This window comes from Listeria sp. MAN/IMW/UF555 (assembly GCF_058684075.1).
Genome location: NZ_JBZWZS010000001.1, coordinates 1,018,885 through 1,038,969 on the forward strand (window position 1 = coordinate 1,018,885; position 20,085 = coordinate 1,038,969).

23 protein-coding genes are annotated in these 20,085 nt (G+C 36.1%); 9 read left to right on the plus strand and 14 right to left on the minus strand.

The features are described from left to right. Positions 1-89: 89 nt before the first annotated feature. Entirely contained in the window at positions 90-482 is a 393-nt protein-coding gene (locus tag AC4PG8_RS05145) for a DUF1398 domain-containing protein (RefSeq protein WP_185512842.1), read from the minus strand. A 55-nt stretch (positions 483-537) separates the two neighbouring features. Next, on the minus strand, positions 538-993 hold the full coding sequence (locus tag AC4PG8_RS05150; protein WP_003765745.1) for a hypothetical protein: 456 nt from the start codon (positions 991-993) through the stop codon (positions 538-540). Between the two features lie 105 nt (positions 994-1,098). On the opposite strand from AC4PG8_RS05150, the gene AC4PG8_RS05155 reads away from it, so the two are divergent. Together AC4PG8_RS05155 and AC4PG8_RS05160 are read left to right on the plus strand one after the other, a co-directional pair. Then, positions 1,099-2,250, plus strand: a complete 1,152-nt coding sequence (locus tag AC4PG8_RS05155) for a serine/threonine-protein kinase (protein WP_003770790.1) — start codon at positions 1,099-1,101, stop codon at positions 2,248-2,250. A 79-nt stretch (positions 2,251-2,329) separates the two neighbouring features. Beyond that, on the plus strand, positions 2,330-2,830 hold the full coding sequence (locus tag AC4PG8_RS05160; protein ID WP_160464152.1) for a DUF5067 domain-containing protein: 501 nt from the start codon (positions 2,330-2,332) through the stop codon (positions 2,828-2,830). 39 nt (positions 2,831-2,869) lie between these two features. Here the strand turns inward: AC4PG8_RS05160 and AC4PG8_RS05165 are convergent, their stop codons facing one another. Then, the gene (locus AC4PG8_RS05165; RefSeq protein ID WP_492170105.1) at positions 2,870-4,621 is read right to left on the minus strand and encodes a glycerophosphoryl diester phosphodiesterase membrane domain-containing protein; all 1,752 of its coding nucleotides are present in this window, start codon (positions 4,619-4,621) and stop codon (positions 2,870-2,872) included. 107 nt (positions 4,622-4,728) lie between these two features. On the opposite strand from AC4PG8_RS05165, the gene AC4PG8_RS05170 reads away from it, so the two are divergent. Then, positions 4,729-4,971, plus strand: a complete 243-nt coding sequence (locus AC4PG8_RS05170) for a hypothetical protein (RefSeq protein WP_010990520.1) — start codon at positions 4,729-4,731, stop codon at positions 4,969-4,971. On the opposite strand, the gene AC4PG8_RS05175 is transcribed toward AC4PG8_RS05170, so the two are convergent. The 3 genes from AC4PG8_RS05175 to AC4PG8_RS05185 form a co-directional block, all read right to left on the minus strand. After that, positions 4,968-5,501 carry a GNAT family N-acetyltransferase gene (locus AC4PG8_RS05175; protein ID WP_185505274.1) on the minus strand — a complete coding sequence of 178 codons (534 nt, stop codon included), beginning with the start codon at positions 5,499-5,501 and terminating at the stop codon, positions 4,968-4,970. The genes AC4PG8_RS05170 and AC4PG8_RS05175 overlap by 4 nt on opposite strands. Positions 5,502-5,595: 94 nt before the next feature. After that, positions 5,596-6,537 carry an NADP-dependent oxidoreductase gene (locus AC4PG8_RS05180; protein ID WP_185543734.1) on the minus strand — a complete coding sequence of 314 codons (942 nt, stop codon included), beginning with the start codon at positions 6,535-6,537 and terminating at the stop codon, positions 5,596-5,598. Continuing rightward, positions 6,534-6,989: a MarR family winged helix-turn-helix transcriptional regulator gene (locus tag AC4PG8_RS05185; protein WP_003770776.1), complete on the minus strand. Its 456-nt coding sequence runs from the start codon at positions 6,987-6,989 to the stop codon at positions 6,534-6,536. Before AC4PG8_RS05185 ends, AC4PG8_RS05180 begins: the two co-directional genes overlap by 4 nt. A 168-nt stretch (positions 6,990-7,157) precedes the next feature. On the opposite strand from AC4PG8_RS05185, the gene AC4PG8_RS05190 reads away from it, so the two are divergent. Then, positions 7,158-7,784 (plus strand): FMN-dependent NADH-azoreductase, encoded by a 627-nt coding sequence (locus AC4PG8_RS05190; RefSeq protein ID WP_003760805.1) that lies wholly within the window; start codon positions 7,158-7,160, stop codon positions 7,782-7,784. A 163-nt stretch (positions 7,785-7,947) separates the two neighbouring features. After that, entirely contained in the window at positions 7,948-9,711 is a 1,764-nt protein-coding gene (locus AC4PG8_RS05195) for a LapB repeat-containing protein (protein WP_185543733.1), read from the plus strand. A gap of 39 nt (positions 9,712-9,750) precedes the next feature. Here the strand turns inward: AC4PG8_RS05195 and AC4PG8_RS05200 are convergent, their stop codons facing one another. From AC4PG8_RS05200 to AC4PG8_RS05215, 4 genes are all read right to left on the minus strand, one after another. Next, a complete protein-coding gene (locus AC4PG8_RS05200) occupies positions 9,751-10,050 on the minus strand; it encodes a rhodanese-like domain-containing protein (RefSeq protein WP_010990514.1) in 300 nt (99 codons plus the stop codon). Positions 10,051-10,163: 113 nt separating this feature from the next. Next, a complete protein-coding gene (locus AC4PG8_RS05205; protein WP_003770773.1) occupies positions 10,164-11,981 on the minus strand; it encodes an ABC transporter ATP-binding protein in 1,818 nt (605 codons plus the stop codon). Then, positions 11,978-13,702 (minus strand): ABC transporter ATP-binding protein, encoded by a 1,725-nt coding sequence (locus AC4PG8_RS05210; protein WP_033533323.1) that lies wholly within the window; start codon positions 13,700-13,702, stop codon positions 11,978-11,980. Before AC4PG8_RS05210 ends, AC4PG8_RS05205 begins: the two co-directional genes overlap by 4 nt. Positions 13,703-13,709: 7 nt before the next feature. Next, on the minus strand, positions 13,710-14,171 hold the full coding sequence (locus AC4PG8_RS05215; protein ID WP_160465110.1) for a MarR family winged helix-turn-helix transcriptional regulator: 462 nt from the start codon (positions 14,169-14,171) through the stop codon (positions 13,710-13,712). Between the two features lie 166 nt (positions 14,172-14,337). On the opposite strand from AC4PG8_RS05215, the gene AC4PG8_RS05220 reads away from it, so the two are divergent. The 3 genes from AC4PG8_RS05220 to AC4PG8_RS05230 all read left to right on the plus strand — a co-directional run bounded on the left by AC4PG8_RS05220 (position 14,338) and on the right by AC4PG8_RS05230 (position 16,612). Then, a complete protein-coding gene (locus tag AC4PG8_RS05220) occupies positions 14,338-15,678 on the plus strand; it encodes an MATE family efflux transporter (protein ID WP_185330636.1) in 1,341 nt (446 codons plus the stop codon). A 150-nt stretch (positions 15,679-15,828) separates the two neighbouring features. Continuing rightward, the gene (locus tag AC4PG8_RS05225) at positions 15,829-16,173 is read left to right on the plus strand and encodes a magnetosome magnetite crystal formation protein family (protein WP_070753537.1); all 345 of its coding nucleotides are present in this window, start codon (positions 15,829-15,831) and stop codon (positions 16,171-16,173) included. Positions 16,174-16,225: 52 nt separating this feature from the next. Next, positions 16,226-16,612, plus strand: coding sequence for a hypothetical protein (locus AC4PG8_RS05230; RefSeq protein WP_492170106.1), 387 nt, complete (start codon positions 16,226-16,228; stop codon positions 16,610-16,612). Positions 16,613-16,658: 46 nt separating this feature from the next. Here AC4PG8_RS05230 and AC4PG8_RS05235 read toward each other — a convergent pair whose 3' ends face one another. The 4 genes from AC4PG8_RS05235 to AC4PG8_RS05250 all read right to left on the minus strand — a co-directional run bounded on the left by AC4PG8_RS05235 (position 16,659) and on the right by AC4PG8_RS05250 (position 19,273). Beyond that, positions 16,659-17,159 (minus strand): GNAT family N-acetyltransferase, encoded by a 501-nt coding sequence (locus tag AC4PG8_RS05235; RefSeq protein WP_003760786.1) that lies wholly within the window; start codon positions 17,157-17,159, stop codon positions 16,659-16,661. A 105-nt stretch (positions 17,160-17,264) separates the two neighbouring features. Further along, positions 17,265-18,365 carry a DUF4097 family beta strand repeat-containing protein gene (locus tag AC4PG8_RS05240; RefSeq protein ID WP_160464156.1) on the minus strand — a complete coding sequence of 367 codons (1,101 nt, stop codon included), beginning with the start codon at positions 18,363-18,365 and terminating at the stop codon, positions 17,265-17,267. Further along, positions 18,358-18,948, minus strand: a complete 591-nt coding sequence (locus tag AC4PG8_RS05245; RefSeq protein ID WP_003760781.1) for a DUF1700 domain-containing protein — start codon at positions 18,946-18,948, stop codon at positions 18,358-18,360. Before AC4PG8_RS05245 ends, AC4PG8_RS05240 begins: the two co-directional genes overlap by 8 nt. Further along, positions 18,941-19,273 carry a PadR family transcriptional regulator gene (locus tag AC4PG8_RS05250; protein ID WP_003732635.1) on the minus strand — a complete coding sequence of 111 codons (333 nt, stop codon included), beginning with the start codon at positions 19,271-19,273 and terminating at the stop codon, positions 18,941-18,943. The genes AC4PG8_RS05245 and AC4PG8_RS05250 overlap by 8 nt, the downstream gene beginning before the upstream one ends. 192 nt (positions 19,274-19,465) lie before the next feature. On the opposite strand from AC4PG8_RS05250, the gene AC4PG8_RS05255 reads away from it, so the two are divergent. Further along, positions 19,466-20,014 carry a biotin transporter BioY gene (locus tag AC4PG8_RS05255; protein WP_003727258.1) on the plus strand — a complete coding sequence of 183 codons (549 nt, stop codon included), beginning with the start codon at positions 19,466-19,468 and terminating at the stop codon, positions 20,012-20,014. Positions 20,015-20,085: the final 71 nt, after the last annotated feature.

Consider the following 20,085-nt stretch of genomic DNA (forward strand, 5'->3'; position numbering starts at 1 on the left):
TACCTCTCTTCTTTCACCTTTTTCAGCTTAACATATTTCCCAATTTTTAAAAGTACTAAAAAAAGACAATAAATTATTGTCTTTTGAATTCAAATGCTAGGAATAGGTTCAATCACCAAATTCTCACTAGCCTTATCTATATACGTCACTTTCATTGCAGTTAAATCGGCTTCCCACAGTTCGATTCCTGCCAAACCTGCTAATTCAATAAATTTCTCAAAATCTATCCGTCCCGCTTGTGCTTGTTTTACTGCCTCACGTAATTTTTCTGCTGAACTTTCCTTAGAAACAGGCATAGCAACTCCATTTAACTGGGCTTCTACCATATTATCCTGTTCATCCCAAAATACATAAACGCCTTTTTGAACTAAAAATTGATATTTTGTAATACCTAATTCCTTAAAACCTTGTATAACTTTCGGGAAATCACCAGCGTTTTTTTCACTAGTTGCTGCTTGTAAAATCAATTGTTTATTTATCATAACTAGTCTCCAATCAAGTATGTCTTTCTTTATTATACCTGATTTCTAGATTAATCTAAATAAGCGGTTTTTCCTCTTTGAAAGTTTCAATAAGCGCCTCTTCCAAATCATATAAAGAATCGTTGGTTTGATCTAAAGTATAACCATGATCCAGTGCAAAAATAATAATAGCATCTCGGCGGTTTTTCGCATATAAAGGCGGATATTCCGTATATTTTAGTAATCGACTCGCTTCATGACCTGAAAGCTTAAAACCAAAAGAAAGCGCGATAGTCCGGTCGCGAGAAGGTCTTCTAACTCCACTAAAAATCTGATAGCCATATGTTTCATGGAGTCTTGCCGCACGAATGACGCTAGCTTTTGTTAATTTTTTCTCTACTAATAACTCTTTTAAATATGTAACCATTTCACTTGATTTAAATTCCGCCTCGTTTTCATCTAAAACCTGGCGTAGATTTGTCGCTTTTTTTAATTCATGAAGTAATTTACTTGTCTCTTTTTCCCCATCCATAAGGCACACCCCCGATTGTTTTTTTTATTATATCACGAAATAAGTACCCGACTACTATGCTTCATGCTATAATTTCACTATAAAGTGTAGAAGGGATTTTAGAAAATGGGAGAAATGACGCTTGCTTTTATAGAAGAACAATATAAAGAATTAGATAATCTAAATAACAAAGAAAATCCTGCCGTACTAACGCGTAATACTGCAACAGGCGAATTATTAGTTCGTAAAATAATCCCTATTAGTTTCGCTCCAGTACTAGAGGAACTTAAAAAATTATCAAGTAACTATTTACCCAAAATTGAAGTGATGATTCCAAATGGCAGCGAACTGATTGTATATGAAGAATATATCAACGGGAAAAACTTAGCTGACTTAATGAAAGTAAATGCGCCCTTTGATGCTGATGAAGTGACACGACTGATGTTGATGCTTTCTGACGCACTGACGGAACTTCATACAAACGCAATTATCCATCGTGATATAAAACCGTCCAATATTATGATTTCCAGTGATGGCGTTTTAAAATTAATTGATTTTGATGCATCTCGTGTTTTTGAAGTAGGAAAAAATCAAGATACAGTCAATCTCGGGACGATCGGGTACGCTGCTCCTGAGCAATATGGCTACTCGCAAACCGACGCTCGTTCAGATATTTATAGCATCGGCGTCCTTATGCTTGAACTTTTACGTGGAAAAAATAATTTACCTGACAAAGAAACAGCTACTTCTCTAGAAAAAATCGCCATGCAAGCAGCATCCTTCGACCCAGAGCAACGTTTCCAAACCATCCAAGAATTCCGAACCGCTATTAAAAATGATTCGCTTGGACCTACCTTTGTTTCCGAATTAACAGACTTAAGCGACTTCGCTACCATAGAAGACAGCGCGGACGAAATAAACTGGGCAACTTCAACAGATGAATACGAAAAAGATTTTATTCCCTGGTATAAACATATTCCCGGCTTTAGAACTGGTCATACTTGGAAAATGGTAGTTGCAGTATTAGGCTATATTTTCATGGCATTTGGATTATTTACCCCACCAACAGAAGGCGTTAAAATGAATAACATCGAAAACTTTTTCGCTAATTTTTTCTTGATATTCCCTGCTTTCATTATATTTACTAATTTATGTGGCATCTGGTCCAAATTACCTTTACTTAAGTCCTCATCTAAAGGAACAAGAAAAGCTGGTATTGTCGTATATATTTTCGTTTGTATTATAATTTATGGAATTTATACTGAAATCTTTTCTTAGTCCTATGCCCGGTGCATAGGACTTTTCTTATCTCCGCATGGTGTAATAGATACAGATAAATTAAGAAGGAGAGAAGAAAATGAAAAATTTAAAACGCGTTTTACTATTAATGGGGATTATAACTTTTGCCCTAGCCCTAACTGCATGTGGTGGGACAGAAGATAAAGCAAGTACAGAGAAAAAAGAAACAGCAAAAGCGGAGACGAAAGAAAAAAAGAAAACAGATCCAAATACACTTGGCGATTATAAAGTAGAAATCCTTAGCTCTGAAGTAGTAAAAGACTATGCTGGAAATGACGCAATTGCAGTCAAAACAAAATTCACAAATAACAGTAAAGAAAATACTTCCTTTATGGTAGCCATCGATCAACAAGTTTTCCAAAATGGGACACAATTAGAAACAACCGTATCCGCTGATGGCGGCATGGGCGGTGTAGAGAAAGATGTTCAACCTGGAGCTACTTTAGAAATAACCGATTACTATAAACTACAAGATACGCAAAATAAAGTCGACGTAGAAGCCAAAGAATTAATCAGCTTCAGCAAAAACACAGTCAAAAAATCATTTGAATTAAAATAAAAATTGGCCGCAAACAGTGATTGTTTGCGGCTTTTTAATTTAAAATCCTAACCTGTTCTCGATACGACTTCGCAAAGAATCATTTTCATTAAAAGATTCTCTAAGTTCGATTGCTTTTTTAGGATAGTTTGTAATAATCCCATCTACATTTTTCCGTAAATACATTTGCATTAATTTTTCTTTATTAACAGTCCAGACAAACACCATTTTATCATTTTGTTTGGCTTGTGTTAGTAATCGCTTATTAATAGAGAAATCCTCTAAGACAATAAAATCTGCTGATGTCTTTGGCAAATTCCCGATATTAAGCGCTAGAATGATTCCAGTTTTTAGTGAAGGATCTGCTTTTTCGATTTCCTCTATAACAGGCTGGTTGAGCGACTGAACTAAATACTTGTCAGTTACTTTTTCTTTCTTTAACAATGTGACAAGTCGTTCTACCATATCGCTCGATTCCCCGCCGTGCAACTTCACTTCCACGAGTAAATCTATCTTATTCTTTTTCGCTGTCTTGATAATTTCATCAAAAGAAGCTATATGAGATGAATAGTCGCCACTCTTCACTTTAGTTTGTTGCAACTCTTTTAAAGTCATATCTGCTACTCGCTTAGAACTGCCAGCAAGTCTTCTCAGTGTCATATCATGGAAAACAACAAATTGATGATCTTTAGTTTCTTGAATATCAATTTCACTGTAATCTGCCCCGGACTTTGCAGCTGATTCAATGGCTTCCACCGTATTTTCAACAGCATTCATTGTATCACCACGATGGGCTATTATTTTCGTATTAGGTTCATATAAAGTCGCATTTACTGTATAAATATTAAAACCACTAAAAATAATGAAAACGATTATCGCAACAATAATAAACCGCTTTTTATGCGGAAACTGGCTGTGCGTCATTGGAGCTGGTTTTCCTTCGATAGCAAAGGCATTCTTCACTAATAATTGCGCAATAATTCCTTGAAAAATCCCGGCAGCAAAGAAACCTATCACTTGCAGTATGGTTAAAGTAATACCAGCTATAACTACCGCAATTCCCGGAGTTATTTTTTCTACTAAGAGAAGCGGTAACATAATAATCGTCGCGATAATCGATACTAAAAAGCCAATCACAACAATTATTAAAACCCATTTTAGTAACATAAAAAATAAATGCTTTTGTGGGTATTTCCAACTTTTCCGGATAGCTCCACTTATTTTGAGTGATTTATCTTCAATAAAATATGGTAATGCGAATACGAGTCTCACGCTAATATAGAAAATAATCGCAATTGCAATAACATATAGCCACGTGCCTGTCGTCGTTTTCATTAATTCATCTGTAATAAAATGCGGCAAATAGAGGTTTTCTGTTATCGTAATTGGTAAAGATAATCCTGCAATTGGCAAAAGTAAAAAGAAATATAGCAGAAAATAAATCGCTTGATAACTAAGAAAGTATTTCGCTTTTACATTGAGCCTTTGTATGATTTTGAATACGGTATAGCTTTCTCCCCGCAATTGATAAATGGCCATCATTATAAAGAAACCCAGTTCATAATATACAAACAGTAAAATGAGTAAAGCTAAAATCAGCAGCATAATAACGGCAACAGGACTCGAAAAAACTTCTCCGAGATTGGAGTCTGTAATCCCTGGCACTCCGATAACTCGAAGAATAAAGAAAAAGAAATAATAAATAAAAGGCCCAATCACAAATGCCTGCAAGATCGTCAACAACAATGTTACTTTTAGGTAATCTGTCTTAAATTGATATAAAATTTTCAAACTGTCTTTTAAATCTTTCATTTGCTTCTCCCTTTTTTGTTCAATTTTCAAGGCTTTATAGTTTATCAACGAAGCAAATTTAGTTATAATTAATTCATAAAGTTAACTATTCGAAAAGAGGTGATATGATGCATCCGATTGAACAATTGTTAGCAAATAAACATATTACTACCAATGATATTGAATCAAATACTCGCTTAAAAGAAGGTACTTTGCAAAAACTTATTGATAAAGATATTCGCACTTCTGATATTAGCCTTCGCGTCCTTAGTCAAATGGCTATTTTTCTTAATACTGGAGCGGATATTGTTGCTAAACAACTTAGCGATATAGAAGTAGCTAATGACCTCGCCTTCCTTGTAGAGGATTAAAGAACTAAGTACATCATTGTTACGTCCATATACCGTCCTTCCACTTGCATTAATGCTGGAATCTCACCAGCTTCAATAAATCCGAACTTTTTGTACAAATTAATTGCTCGCTTGTTTTCAGAAACAGCTTCTAAGTAAACGAGTTTTAAGCGCTCGGTTTTTTTAGCATGTTTTATTAATTCTTCCATAATAAGTGTCCCTATCCCTAAACCCCAAAATTTCTTTCGGGTAGAAATAGTCAGCTCAGAAGTATGTAATTCTCGTTTTTTTGTATGACCAATAAGTTGAGAAACACTTGCAAGTTCATCTTCAATAAAACTTAATAACATAATAGAGCCCGGGTTTTTAACCCCTTCTTCTATGTATTCCGCTTCTTCTTCTACGCTAAATGAAAACTCGCCTTGCCCAAAGGATAAATAATCAGTCTCACCTGCTACTTCATTCAGATAAGTAACAATATTGCCCGCATCCTCTTTCGTAGCCTCTCTAATCGTCATTATTTGTCCGTTCTTAAGCTCTCTAGTTTCCATTTAGACACCACCTTTTTTGCTATTATAGCCTATCCATTCTACGCACGCAAACAGCAAAAAAAGCTAGATGACAGCATCTAGCTTTCCGAAAATCTTATTTATTAAAAGAAATTACTATTTTTCCAACTGCATGGTGAGTTTCACTTAATGCATGTGCATCGAAAACACCTTTTTCAGAGAATGGGAAAGTTGCGCCAACAATTGGTTTCACTGTTTTATTTGCAAGTAGTTCACCTAATTTTTTCAGTTGTTCCCCGTTTGGTTGAAGCCAAATTCCATTCGCAGTTACGTTTTTTTCTTTCGCACGGTCTTCATTTGAAATACCAACGATACTTACTAAACGACCTGTTCCTTCTTTTAATACATCATAGCTATCAGTTTCGATTTGACCACCCATTGTATCAAAAACAATATCGATGTCTGAAAGTACGTCTTTAAAATTCACTTCTTTATAATCAATGACTTGATCTGCTCCTAGCGATTTAAGTAGTTCATGATTTTTCGCACTAGCTGTTGTGATAACTTCTGCTCCAGCATATTTTGCAAGTTGAATCGCAAGTGTTCCAACGCCGCCAGCACCAGCATGAATCAAGACTTTTTCACCTTTTTGAAGTTTTGCGTGATCAAATAAAGCTTGCCATGCTGTTAAACCTGCAAGTGGAATAGATGCAGCTTCTTCAAAACTAATACCTTCTGGAAGAGGTGCAAGTAAGTGATCATCTACTGCTGTATATTCAGCATACGTACCAAAACGCGTTGTTTCAGGACGAGCAAATACTTCATCGCCGACTTTCCAATCAGTCACGCCTTCACCAACTTCAGAAATAACACCTGCCACATCCCAACCTAAAATAATTGGAAATTCCCAGTCCATCATTTGTTGTAAGTATCCTTCACGAAGCTTCCAATCAATCGGATTAATGGATGTTGCTGCTTCTTTTACAATGACTTGGTTTTTACCCGCTTTTGGCATTGCTACTTCTTTTTCTTTTAACTCTTCTTTACCACCATAATTTTCAATTACAACTGCTTTCATTTTAACTTCTCCTCCAATTTCTCTACATTATTCATCATTTTTGTGACTGATTTAAGTAAGGCACTGACTTCATCCTCAGAAAATTCTTCTAAAGCCCCAGTTTGGAATTTTTCTTTTTCCGTAAGTAAGGAAGCTAATTCCGCCTCGCCAGCTGGTGTTAAAAATAAATACGTATAGCGTTTATTCTCATCTTGCTTTTTACGAACGATAAGCCCTTGCTCTTCCATGCGCTTCAAATGACGGGTAATACTTGCTGAATCAATATACAGCTTTTCTTTTAATCTGTTCTGACTTTGACCAGGCGTTTGTTTAATATGAAATAAAATCTCTACTTTCGTAAAACTCATATTCGTCTGTTGTTCAAATACATGACTTATTTCTTTAGATAACAAATGCATCCGGTAAAGCAGTTCTGAACGTTTCGTACATGGTTCCAGCATTTCCACCTCCATAGTTGACATGTCAAATGATATATCAACTATTATACGCTTCCTTTTTTAAATCACAAAATATCTGCTCAAATATTAGTGGCTAATTTTTTGTAAGCAATATACTTGCCGTTAATAGCTAAAATAAGCTACACTTAATAGATAATTCAAAAAAAATGGAGGCAAGATGTAATGACAAACGTACTTTTCATAAAAGCAAATGGTTTACCTGCCGAACGCTCAGTCAGCGTGGCACTATACGAAATTTTCCTAGCTGAATACAAAAAGTCCCATCCGGACGATAATGTAACAGAACTAGATTTATTCGAAGCGGATCTACCTTATTATGATGTAACAATGATGAGTGGATTACATAAAGAAGTAGCTGGTGAGACTTTAACCCCGGAAGAAAAACGATTAGCTGATATTGCAAATGGGTATTTAGAACAATTTTTAGCTGCTGATAAAATCGTTATGGCGTTCCCACTTTGGAACTTCAGTATCCCAGCACAATTTTTAACTTACTTATTCTATTTAAATCAAGCTGGAAAAACTTTCAAATATACAGCAAACGGTCCAATTGGATTAGTAACAGATAAAAAAATCGCCTTACTTAATGCTCGCGGCGGTATTTATTCCGATGGCCCACTGCAAAGCTTTGAAATGTCCTTAAACTATGTTAAAAACGTTTTAGCTCACTTCGGCATCTCTGAACCAGAAATGGTCATTGTAGAAGGTCACAACGCAAAACCCGATCAAGCAAAAGACATTATTTCTGCTGGTGCAAAAGAAGCAGCTGAATTAGCAAAAATCTTTTAATTTTAAATAACCGTAACGGAGTAAACCTCTGTTACGGTTATTTTTTAGTCTCATTTTTCACAATATCGACATATTCAGGGTTTAAAACACTCATATTAGTGGAATTGTTTTAAGAATCCGTATGGTATTATAAACAAATATTGCTTAGAGGAGGAATAAATTAATGCGAAAAATGGGAATCAAAATTGGCTTATGCGCTCTTTTAGTATCTCCATTTATTATACCGTTTTCAGCTAATGTTTCAGCAGAAGAAAACATTGGTATCAAGGCTGCGCAAGATATTGTCAACATTCCCGACCCAGTGTTAAAAAGCTATTTAAATGGGCTGTTAGGTCAACCAAGTACAAGTGACATTACCGAAGCGCAAATGGACACAATCACAAACGTCACTATTAGTAATAATAGCCTAACTGATTTAACTGGACTTGATTACGCGCATAATTTAACGCTTTTACATTTATCAAATACGGGGGTAACAGACTACGCTTTAGTTGCAAAAATACCTAGTTTAACTAATCTTAGTATTGATGGGAATAACTTAACAACTGATTCATTACCAGATTTAAATGGTTTAACAAACATCACCAACTTAAATCTAAGTCCTGGTAAGCTCGACAATAGTGCATTAACTAAATTTAATAAAATGCCGAACTTAACTTATTTAAATTTAGATAGTAATCCTTCAATTACTGACATCATGCCACTAAAATCTATACCCAAGTTAGCTACCTTATTTGTCCAATTTTGTGGAATTAATGATTTTCGCGGGATTGACTCATTCCCTAAATTACTTAACTTATCTGCTTACGGACAAAATGTTGGTAGAACCGTTTTAATCAATAGCACAATTAAAAGCTCCTCATTAAACTTTGATGAAGCTAACCAAACGCTTTTTGTACCATTTACTTTAATGACACAGCGGAGCGTAAATTTCGATGGCTATATGTTCCCTTTTACAACTAACGCTGGATCTGCTGGCACTTATTTTACTTTAAACAATACTAAAATTGATGGCAGCCGTTTAAGCATTGACGATAAAGGAATTACAGTGAGCGGCATTACAAAAGATTACTTTGATACTATTACAAAAATGGAATATAATGCGCTTTACAATAATCCCGCCGGATCTTATCAAACACCACCAGGCTTCAATAGTTACTCTGTGTCAGGTGGGTCGTATGATCACTACTTTGACATCGATCACACATTAAATATCACTAGCGATTCTACAATAAGTTACACGGAGCAAACAACTGTTACAGAAGAACAATTTTTAACAGATATTAACGCTGAAACAGATGATGGCACACCTGTTACTAGTGATTTTGATAGCGTTGTAGATCTTAATAAACCAGGCGTTTACACAGTAACATTAAATGCCGAAAACGCTGGTTTAAAAGCAGCTCCAAAACAAGTTACTGTTACTATTCTTGAAAAACCAGTAATTACAGCAAATAATAGCATCACTTACACGAAAGATACTACTAAAACTGCCCAACAATTCCTAAAAGATATTTCAGCTAAAACAAGTGATGGCAGTGCAGTCACAAGTAACTTTGATAGTGAAGTAGATTTAACCCAAGTCGGAACTTATGAAGTAACATTAAATGCAGTAAGTTCAGATGGCGTTGAAGCGGATCCTGTTACTGTCCTAGTAAATGTTGTTTTAGGAAACGAACCACCAACACCGCCGGGACCAGGACCAGATCCTAATCCTGACCCGAATACTCCAGCTATAAATGATGATAATAATGATGATCTTGTGCTATCCGAAGATTCTAATGATACGCCAAACAACCAGAATAAAGCTTCTGAAAAACCAGCCCTTCCAAACACTGGTGACTCAAGTCAAACAACGATTGTCTTAATCGGTATTATTTTAATAGGCATCGGAGTAATCTTTTTCAGAAAAAGAAAACATAGTTAAATAAAAAAGCGAGACTTCAAAATGGAAGTCTCGCTTTTTTTATTTAGTTACAGCGCCGTGAAAAGCTCCCATGCCGCCCATTACATTCGTTACGTCAAATCCTTCTGCCGCTAAAAATTGACTTGCGCGCTCAGAACGACCTCCTGCGTAACAAATAATTGTGTAAGGCTTCTCTTTATCAAGGGACGTTAGTTTTTCAGGTAGTTCATTAATTGGAATATTTATCGCATCCGGAATGTGTCCTTCAACAAAAGCATCAGCATCTCTCACATCGAGTATATTAAGCTGTGTGTTTTTTAATTCTTGTTCTAAATCATTTGCCGTAATCGATTGATACATCTATTTTCACCTCTTCAATTTCTTCTTTATTAACCATACCTCCTTATCCAAAATCAAACAAATTTTTTGCTCAAAAAAAGACAATGCAGCAAGAAGCCACATTGCCTTTATTATTAAACTGCTTGAGCTCCGGTAAACTGGCTGTTGTAAAGGTCTGCATAGAATCCTTTAGCATCAAGTAATTCTTGGTGTGTACCTTGCTCGATTACACTACCGTGATTCATAACGAGAATTAAGTCGGCGTCACGAATAGTTGAAAGTCTATGCGCAATAACGAAACTTGTGCGACCTTCCATCAAATTCCCCATCGCAAGCTGAATATTTAATTCCGTACGCGTATCTACACTAGAAGTCGCTTCATCTAAAATTAATATAGATGGATCCGATAAAATCGCACGAGCAATCGTTAGAAGCTGTTTTTGACCTTGAGAAATATTTGAACCTTCTTCGTTCAAGATAGTATCATAACCATTTGGAAGTCTCCGGATAAAATCATCTGCATAAGCGGCTTTTGCTGCTCCAATAACTTCATCTTTCGTTGCGCCTTCACGACCATATGCGATATTATCTGCAATAGTTCCGTTAAATAACCAAGTATCTTGCAGTACCATTCCGAATTTCTCGCGAACAGCATCTTTGGTCATATCACGTGTATCGATACCTCTCATACGAATCTCCCCGCCATCCACGTCATAAAAACGCATTAGCAAGTTGATTATCGTCGTTTTACCAGCACCAGTTGGACCAACGATCGCCACCATTTGACCTTCTTCAACATGAATATTTAAATCTGTCATAAGTGGTTTATCCGGAGTGTAACCGAATTTCACGTGGTCGAACACAATACTATGTTCTTCACCAGCAACTTGATTAACATTAGCTGGAATTTCGTCTTTTTCTTCTTCTTCATCCATCATTTCAAAAACACGTTCTGCTGAAGCAATAGTGGATTGAATGATATTAGCAATATTTGCCACACTTGAAATTGGCTGAGTAAACAATTGAACATATTGCGTAAATGATTGAATATCCCCAACTTGGAGCGTTCCGTTAGTAACAAAAATCCCGCCGGCCACACAGACACCGACATAACCTAAGTTACCAACAAATTGCATTACCGGCATCATAATCCCGGAAATAAATTGCGCTTTTTTCGCTGCTTTGAAATAATCTTCATTTACTTCATCAAATTTTACTAGTGTTTTCTTCTCTTGACCAAAAGCTTTAATAATAGTTTGACCACCGTAAGTTTCTTCGACTGTATCGTTTAAAATACCTAAGTTGCGTTGTTGTGCACCGAAGTAACGTTGTGATCTACCGGCAATAATTGCGACTAGAATAATACTGATTGGAACAGTTACTAGTACGATTAAAGTCATTTGCCAGCTAATCGTTAGCATCATGATTAAAACACCAATCATTTGGACAATCGCTGTAATTGCTTGGGTTAGTGACTGTTGCAAGGTGTTCGCGATGTTATCCATGTCATTAACTGAACGACTTAGAATATCACCATTTGAGCGTGTATCATAATATTTTAGCGGAAGTCGGGCCATTTTTGCTTTTAAATCCTTCCGCATGTCATACACAGTTCGCTGCGCCACACTAGACATCACATATTGTTGAATAAAACTAAATAGTGAACTACCAAGATATAATACTAAAACAATCATTAATATATTGAAAATCTTATCGTTATTAATTCCCTCAGGACTCATAACACCTTTAAAAATTTCTGTTGTCGCTTTCCCGAGTTCTTTCGGGCTAAAAATATTAAAAATCGTGGATAGAATCGCAAAGATAAAAACGACAATAATTGCGACAGAGCGAGGTTTCATATAGCCAAGAAGCCGGAATAGTGTTTGCTTAAAGTTCTTTGGTTTGGCGGCTGTTTGCATTCTCATGCCACCACCTGGACCTGGACCACTCATGCGATTTCCTCCTCTGACAGCTGTGACTTCATAATTTCTTGATAAATTTTGTTTGATTCTTTCAATTCTTCATGTGTTCCAATTCCAGCAATTTTACCTTCATTAAGAACAATAATTTGATCGGAATTTACGACTGAAGTAATCCGCTGTGCCACTATAAGTGTTACGGCTTCTGTTGTTTCAGCTTTCAAAGCCTCGCGTAGTTTAGCATCGGTTTTAAAATCGAGCGCTGAGAAACTATCATCAAATATATAAATTTCTGGTTTTCTAATTAGTGAACGCGCAATTGAAAGTCGTTGTTTTTGACCACCTGAGAAGTTATTACCACCTTGTTCAACGCGACTGCCTAAGCCATTTGCAAGTTTAGATACAAAATTCTCAGCTTGAGCAGTTCGAAGCGCCGCCCAAATTTCTTCATCGGTCGCATCTTCTTTTCCGTAGCGCATATTGGAAGCAATTGTTCCAGTGAATAACACAGCTTTTTGCGGAACAAGTCCAATTTTTTGGCGTAATTTAGATTGATCCATTTCACGCACATCTATTCCATTAATTTTCACAACGCCACTTTCGACATCATAAAACCGCGGAATCATATTAATTAAAGTCGACTTCCCAGCTCCGGTACTACCAATGATAGCAATCGTTTCGCCAGCTTTTGCTTCAAAAGTAATATCTTCAATCACTGGTTTTTCAGCACCTTCATAACGGAAAGTAACATGTTCAAAAGATAGTTTTGCTGGTGGTGTACTTGTTTTTGGATTTTCAGGGTTAAGTATTTCTGCTTTCATATCTAACACTTCATTAATACGCTCAGCTGAAGCTCCAGCACGTGGAATCATAATAAATACAGCAGAAAGCATCATAAAGGACATCATGATTTGCATCGCGTATTGAATAAACGCCATCAAGTCCCCTACTTCCATATCACCATTACCAATAAAAATCGAACCAATCCAGACAATAGCAATCGATGTTAAGTTCATTAGTAACATCATCAATGGACTCATTAGTGATAACAAGCGATTGACTTTAATTGCAGTTGTTGCATAGTCAGCATTTGCTTCTTCAAATTTTTCCAGTTCATCTTCATTTCGGTTGAAAGAACGAACAACCCGAATCCCGGTTAAACCTTCACGAATAACACGGTTTAATTTATCCATTTTCTTTTGAAGTGATTTAAACATTGGCATTGCTTTGCCACCTAGAATAACTACAAGTAGAAGTAGTAGTGGTAAAACAACAACAAAAATAAGTGATAGTTTCGCATCTCGCCCAACAGCCATAATAATACCGCCGAGTAGCATGATTGGCGCCATCACCATAAGTCGCATCATCATATAAAGAACGTTTTGGATTTGAACAACGTCATTCGTCGTTCTAGTAATCAGTGAAGAAGTCCCTACTTTATCAAACTCTTGTAAGGAGAAGTCCTCTACTTTTGTAAAAATTTTATCGCGCAAATCTTTCCCGAATCCCATCGAAATTCTCGATGCGAGATAAACGACAATGACCGACAAAATAACTGAAGCGAACGATATAAGTAACATTTGCATTCCAGTGCTCCAAATGTAATCTGTATCGCCTTTTACAACGCCTTTGTCAATAATGTTAGACATCAATGTGGGTAAAAAAAGCTGCCCAATAACTTGCCCGAAAGTAAGGACTAATACGGCCGTTATGCTTAGCCAATAAGGTTTTAATCTTTTCATCAATTTCATCATTTGCGGTTTATGCCTCCTTATTTTCGGATTTTGTGTTTAAGTAATCTGTAAGTTTCTCTAGGAGTGTAATCAATTTTTTCATGTCGTCTTCACCTAAAAATTCCTGCATATCTTCAAAACTAGCTTGAAACTCATCAAACATTTTTTTCGATACACCAGCTCCGACCTCTGTTAGTTCCACATACATCGAGCGCTTATCTTCGGGGTTCTGAACTCGCTTAATTAGCCCTTTCCCTTCCAAAGATTGTATCATTTGCGTGACGCTTGGTTTTGAAATTCTAAGCATGTGACCAAGATCGGAAACACGAATTTTTGGCCCTCTGCTTTTAAGCCCACGAGATAAAATAAAAATAAATCTTGTTTCAGATTTACTGTAACCTGGAATTTGGAAACTCTTTATTTCAGCATGCTTAAAATTCATGAAAGCCTTGATTACTGAGTGCCCCAAGTCTTGATTTTTTGAAGACATTTCTCCACTTCTTTCTATCATTTGATTAGTTTACCTAACTAATTATATGAGTTATTCATTTTTTGTCAAGCAATATCTTAATGTTATTTTGAAATTAATCTATACTTTTAACTTTAATTACCTTATAATGGCTTTAATTGTGTTAAAAGAGAAGGGAGGGAAATAAGTGAATTCAGTACATAAGGTAGCCAGTATAAGTCTTTTCACACTTGCTTGGCCGATATTTCTAGAGCAATTTTTACGACTGATGATTAGTTATATTGATGTCTTTATGTTGGGGCATTATTCAGATGATGCTGTAGCTGCGACAGGGGTTGCCAATCAGATTCTCGTCATTTCGATTATTATTTATGGTTTTATTAGTGTTGGTGTTCAGATTATCGTCGCACAAATGATTGGAGCGAAAAAACATAAAGAAATCGAGAATGTGATTACAAATGGCCTAGTGGTTGCTTTCTTAATTGGAATTGTGATGAGTATTATTTTCATTTTTATGTCGAAAAACTTCCTGACTTGGATGGGAATTGATCCTCATTTAGTTCAAGTTGGTGCGCCGTTTTTAGAAATTATCGGTGGGAGTTCCGTTGTCATCGCGATCCATGCATCCATTTTACCAATTCTCCGGGCGCATGGTTATGTAAGACAATCCATTCTCGTCCCTGTGACAATCAGTATTATCAATGTTGTCGGTAATTACCTATTTCTATACGGACCACTTGCTTACTTAGATTACGGGGTGGCAGGTGTTGGGATTTCTACGGCTGTTGCAAACTTCGTCGGAATGGGTCTAGCCATCTGGATGCTTCGAAAATACATCGGTTACACTTTTCATTTCAAAAAATTGGAGCAAGTGTCCAAAAAACTACTTTATTCGATTTTACGTCTAGGTCTTCCCTCTGCTGGAGAAAACTTATCCTATGCTGGCTCACAACTTGTCGTTACTGCAATCATTGCTATTTTAGGTACAGAAGCGCTTACGACCAAAGTTTACGCTTCAACAGTTAGTCAATTTGTCGCACTCTTTGCTATCGCGCTCGGACAGGCCTCGCAAATAATTATCGGTCGTGCGGTTGGTGCAAAAGAAATTGATAAAGCTTATAAACAAGGTCTTCGCAGTTGGAAAATAGGATTAGTTGTTGCCATTGTAGTTAGTGTTTCGATTTATCTATTTGCCGAACCGATTATGAGTCTATTTACAACAAATACCGAAATCATTGCAATGACGAAAGAATTATTCTTACTTTCGATTTTCCTTGAGCTTGGACGTGCCACCAATATTATTATCATTAGTAGTCTTAACTCTACTGGTGATGTTCGCTTTCCGTTCATATGTGGGCTTATCGTTATGTGGATTGTTAGTTTGCCATTCTCCTATGTACTTGGAATTTCCGCTGGGCTTGGTCTTGTCGGTGTTTGGCTTGCCTATATTATCGATGAAGGTGTTCGCGCCGTTCTAATGTACCGAAGATGGCGCAGTAAAGTTTGGTCCTTAAAATCAGTCATATAAAGAAACGTCTCTTTGATTTTTTCGAAGGGGCGTTTTTTTATACATGACAAAACTGTCATTTTCATTTTAATATCGTCACCTAATTCGATGGTTTCATTTCTCTTTCCCCGCTATACTAGACTTATAAACAAATGAGAGGATAGATGAGAAATGTTAGATAAAAAAATTATTAGCGCACTTAGTTATTTTAGCCTTTTCTTTGCCCCGGTTATCGCACCTATTATTATCTGGTGTACAAATAAAGATAAAGAAACACGTCATCACGTGAAATGGGCTTTACTGACACAGACAACTTTTGTCGCTGGGATGGTTGTAATGATTTTACTTTATAATAACGTTCCTTTTAGTACAAATAGTGCTGATACTATTAACTTTTTGGCTCTAGCTACAGTTTTTTTCATCGTATTTCTTAATGTATCGATACTCATTTTCAACTTGATTCGAGGTATTACACGCGTCGTAAAGCACAATGATGATAACTGGGCTAGATGTTAAGCTAACTTCCTAATTTATGCTATAATATAGTGTACTTTAGGAGGTTTTTTTGATGCGTTTTATTATTGCTTATTTATCGATTTTTGTTTTAGGTATTTTTTCTGCACTTTTAGTCGAAACAATCCTCTATGAAAATGTCACACCGCAGCTTGTTTTTTCAGCAATTCTTTTTGCTGCTCCCGTCATCTTAGTCGCTTCCACGTTGGGCGAAATATTTTATGGCTTTAGCAAAAAAGCGAGCTATTCAACATTTGCGATATGGGGATTTGCATACGGAGTTGTTGTAACAGTCATCATCCTTAGCATTATTCAAGTCTCTAGCATGATCATTTCTGTTGGTGTTTCTGTTTTAGCAGGAATAATTATGGCAATCCTAGCTGTTATTTTCTTCTATTTACGAGGCGGAAAATCGACAAGTGGAAAAGCTGCGACAAAATAAAAAAATGTCTATCCTAATTGATTATTCAACTAGAATAGACATTTTTTTATTCCTCTTCAAATGCATGATGATTCAAATTAAACCGAATTGTTTCCAGTGGATAGCCGTAAAAATCTTCGGTAAATTCCTCCACTTGAACAAACCCTTTCGCTTTATAAAAATGAATTGCTGTTTCGTTACCTTTTTCTACGTTAACAAACATTGGTAGTGGCACATGAAATAACGTCATTCCAACTTCTAATAATTCCGTACCAAGTCCGCGCTGGGTCACTTCTGGTAGTAAATAAAAAGCCGCAAGTTCACTTTTCCCCTTCTCAAGCTCAATAAAATTCGCAAAGCCGATTACTTTATCCGCTTGTTCTAAAACAGCAAAAGGAGTCGCTGAAATCCGATTATGAAGCGTTTCAACATTATAAAATCTTTTCAAAAAATCGTCTTGTACATCACTTGGAATTAAATCTTGATAAGTATGGTGCCATGAAGTAGTCGCCACATGCTGAATAGCTTCAGCATCTGAATTAGTCGCTTTTCTAATATGAAAATCCATGATCCATTCTCCTTCCAATTGCGCAAATTGTTAAAACAGTTTATCTGACTTTACCCCATTTTAACAAAAAGAATGCGCTAATTAAGTAATTAGCGCACTGATTTTTTATTTTTCGATTGTAATATCTCCGGAACTAGTTTTCACAGTTACGCGGTTAGCGGTATTAGAATCACTTGTTGGTGCTTTAATGCTACCAGAATTACTTTTTGTTTCATAAATAGCTTTAAAATCGCCTGGTAGTTTCAGCTCTACTTCGCCAGAATCTGTATTGACTTCGATATTTTCTACTTGTTTGTTAAAGGCAACATCAATATCGCCTGAGCTCGTTTTCGCAGTTACATTATTCGTTACGCCAGCAAGTTCAATCGCTCCTGAGTCAGATTCAGCTTGTACTTTCCCTTTTGTATTTGCATCAATATCTCCGGAACTAGTTGTTAAAACGGCTAAGTCTGTAACGGTACTATTTGTCAGTTCGATGTCACCAGAATCAATAGCGATTTTAAGTTTTTTCGCTTTAACGCCAGTAGCATTAACATCCCCTGAACCACCATTTACTTCTAAATCGCCCGTCAAACTAGTAAGTTCAGTTTTTCCTGAATCTGTTTCAATTGATGTATTTGCTTTAATATTCGATAAATCTAAATCTCCAGAAGAAGTAGCCATTTGAGCGCTATTTGCTTCTAAATTATTCACTTTTAACTCACCAGAATTTGTAGAACTAACAAATTTCTTTACTTTAAAATCAGAAACATTAATATCTCCTGAATGAGATTTTACTTTTAAATCAGCTAATTTCGTATCTTTTGTTAAAAAGACAGTTACTTTTTGTTGCCCGTAAGCGTAGATTTTGCCAAAGTTGTTATACCAATCATCCTCTTCAGGAACTGTTATATTAAATGAGGTTCCGTCTTCAGAGACTGGTTCTAATTTTTGAATGGCTTTTTTGTCATTTGCAGAGTAATTTCCTTTGAGTTCAATATAATTCTTGCCTGTTGTACTTTCTTTCCATTCAATTAGTACATCTCGCTCGGAAGAAAAGGCAATTGTATTAATATTTTCAGCTGATAAGTCCCACTGTTTTGTTAGTGGTTCGCCTTTTTCAATCATAGTGCCTGATTTCATTGTGACTGCCACGCCGATAGCTCCGATAATAAATAGCACCAAACCGGCGAAAAATAATTTCTTACTTAAATGATGTTTACGCATTTTTTCCGCCTCCTTTGACCGCATATTTGTGCCACTGGATAATAGCCATAGTAGCTTTACTTGTAAACTTAGTAAGTGCATTTGCTACAAACAGCAGCATAAGACCCAGTCCTACAAGCCCAATGGAAATAAACATTTGATAAAATTCAAAATCAGCGCCAAATAATAGTTCTACGCCAAGTATTACCGGTGAAAGTAAGAACCCACCAACTGTTGCCCAAAGTGAAATAACGAGTGACCATAGCGAAACCATAATCGGAATAATAAGACAGATGTCTAGGAAAAATAAACCTATTCCAATTAAAACTTGTTTACTCACAGATCTATTTTCATTTTGATTTTTTCGAGGTACATAATAATAATCTGCTTCTACCTGTTCTTCGCGAATATCTCTTTCACTTAAAATATCTGCCGCAATTTCTTCCGGTTTTCCAAGATCAAAGACGATTTGTTCTTCGCTTTTCCCAGCTTCCACACCATTTCTAAAATGCTCTTGATAGTCTGATAATAGTTCTCTCCGCTCTTTTGGATCCAGCAATTCTAGGCGCTGGTTTAATTCGTTTAGAAAATCTTGTTTATTCATTTACTGCTTCCCCCTCTGTTAAAAGCTTAGCAACACTATCTGTAAAATTGTTCCATTCAGAGATAAGCTCATTCAAGTAAATTTCTCCTTTTACCGTCAGCTGATAATATTTTCTTGATGGACCTTCATTTGATTCTACTAAATAAGTGGAGCAATACTCTTCTTTAACTAATCTTCTAAGTACCGGATAAATAGCTCCCTCTGCAACCTCAATATATTTAGAAACTTGATTTGCTAATTCATAACCATAACAATCTTTCTTTTGAATTAAAAACAAACAGCATAGTTCTAACACACCTTTTTTGAATTGCGGGTTAACCTCCATGCTAACTCCTCCATTCTGCTAAATTACCACTAGTAATAAGTAACCACTACTATATATTGTTCACTACCACTATAGTTTATCATACACTAGTGTTCATTGCAAGGTACTGATTAGAAAAAATAGTATTGTTTTTTTATTTAATAAATGTTAACCTAATTTAGTATTAAGTTTACATTAAGGAGAGATACGTTTATGCGTGATCAGAAATTGAAATTTTTAGTCGTAGATGCTTTATTCGCAGTCATCATTGCTTTACTCGCACAAGTTGCTATTCCACTTGGCCCTATTCCACTTACTGGGCAAACATTTGCAATTGGTTTAGCAGCAACAATTCTTGGAGCTCGTCACGGTACCATATCTGTTTTAGTTTATATCGTGCTTGGAGCAGTTGGTATTCCGGTTTTTCAAGGGATGACAGCAGGAATTGGGATTCTTTTTGGGCCAACTGGCGGATTTATTGTCGGATTTATTTTTAATGCACTACTTACAGGTTGGTTGCTCGAAAAAACAAAATTCACTGTTCCTTATGCAATCGTTGCTAATATTCTAGGAGCCATCGTTACGTTAATTTTCGGTGTTTTATGGCTTAAAGTTAGCACAGGTCTTGACTGGCCGACTGCATTTTTGACTGGGATGGTACCATTTATTATTCCTGGTATTATTAAAGCGGTGTTCGCTGCTTTATTAGGTATTCTCATTCGTGATCGTCTAATTAAAGCAAAATTACTTAGAGCATCATAAGTCCCATTAATACACATTTCGACTCATCTCCTATATAATGATAATGATTAACACTGAGAAAAGGGGACTCG

What these genes read in the sequence shown, in the direction of transcription:
- AC4PG8_RS05145 (WP_185512842.1), bottom strand. Translation starts at nt 482, where the DNA reads ATGATAAATAAACAATTGATTTTACAAGCAGCAACTAGTGAAAAAAAC.
- AC4PG8_RS05150 (WP_003765745.1), bottom strand. Translation starts at nt 993, where the DNA reads ATGGATGGGGAAAAAGAGACAAGTAAATTACTTCATGAATTAAAAAAA.
- AC4PG8_RS05155 (WP_003770790.1), top strand. Translation starts at nt 1,099, where the DNA reads ATGGGAGAAATGACGCTTGCTTTTATAGAAGAACAATATAAAGAATTA.
- AC4PG8_RS05160 (WP_160464152.1), top strand. Translation starts at nt 2,330, where the DNA reads ATGAAAAATTTAAAACGCGTTTTACTATTAATGGGGATTATAACTTTT.
- AC4PG8_RS05165 (WP_492170105.1), bottom strand. Translation starts at nt 4,621, where the DNA reads ATGAAAGATTTAAAAGACAGTTTGAAAATTTTATATCAATTTAAGACA.
- AC4PG8_RS05170 (WP_010990520.1), top strand. Translation starts at nt 4,729, where the DNA reads ATGCATCCGATTGAACAATTGTTAGCAAATAAACATATTACTACCAAT.
- AC4PG8_RS05175 (WP_185505274.1), bottom strand. Translation starts at nt 5,501, where the DNA reads ATGGAAACTAGAGAGCTTAAGAACGGACAAATAATGACGATTAGAGAG.
- AC4PG8_RS05180 (WP_185543734.1), bottom strand. Translation starts at nt 6,537, where the DNA reads ATGAAAGCAGTTGTAATTGAAAATTATGGTGGTAAAGAAGAGTTAAAA.
- AC4PG8_RS05185 (WP_003770776.1), bottom strand. Translation starts at nt 6,989, where the DNA reads ATGGAGGTGGAAATGCTGGAACCATGTACGAAACGTTCAGAACTGCTT.
- AC4PG8_RS05190 (WP_003760805.1), top strand. Translation starts at nt 7,158, where the DNA reads ATGACAAACGTACTTTTCATAAAAGCAAATGGTTTACCTGCCGAACGC.
- AC4PG8_RS05195 (WP_185543733.1), top strand. Translation starts at nt 7,948, where the DNA reads ATGCGAAAAATGGGAATCAAAATTGGCTTATGCGCTCTTTTAGTATCT.
- AC4PG8_RS05200 (WP_010990514.1), bottom strand. Translation starts at nt 10,050, where the DNA reads ATGTATCAATCGATTACGGCAAATGATTTAGAACAAGAATTAAAAAAC.
- AC4PG8_RS05205 (WP_003770773.1), bottom strand. Translation starts at nt 11,981, where the DNA reads ATGAGTGGTCCAGGTCCAGGTGGTGGCATGAGAATGCAAACAGCCGCC.
- AC4PG8_RS05210 (WP_033533323.1), bottom strand. Translation starts at nt 13,702, where the DNA reads ATGATGAAATTGATGAAAAGATTAAAACCTTATTGGCTAAGCATAACG.
- AC4PG8_RS05215 (WP_160465110.1), bottom strand. Translation starts at nt 14,171, where the DNA reads ATGTCTTCAAAAAATCAAGACTTGGGGCACTCAGTAATCAAGGCTTTC.
- AC4PG8_RS05225 (WP_070753537.1), top strand. Translation starts at nt 15,829, where the DNA reads ATGTTAGATAAAAAAATTATTAGCGCACTTAGTTATTTTAGCCTTTTC.
- AC4PG8_RS05230 (WP_492170106.1), top strand. Translation starts at nt 16,226, where the DNA reads ATGCGTTTTATTATTGCTTATTTATCGATTTTTGTTTTAGGTATTTTT.
- AC4PG8_RS05235 (WP_003760786.1), bottom strand. Translation starts at nt 17,159, where the DNA reads ATGGATTTTCATATTAGAAAAGCGACTAATTCAGATGCTGAAGCTATT.
- AC4PG8_RS05240 (WP_160464156.1), bottom strand. Translation starts at nt 18,365, where the DNA reads ATGCGTAAACATCATTTAAGTAAGAAATTATTTTTCGCCGGTTTGGTG.
- AC4PG8_RS05245 (WP_003760781.1), bottom strand. Translation starts at nt 18,948, where the DNA reads ATGAATAAACAAGATTTTCTAAACGAATTAAACCAGCGCCTAGAATTG.
- AC4PG8_RS05250 (WP_003732635.1), bottom strand. Translation starts at nt 19,273, where the DNA reads ATGGAGGTTAACCCGCAATTCAAAAAAGGTGTGTTAGAACTATGCTGT.
- AC4PG8_RS05255 (WP_003727258.1), top strand. Translation starts at nt 19,466, where the DNA reads ATGCGTGATCAGAAATTGAAATTTTTAGTCGTAGATGCTTTATTCGCA.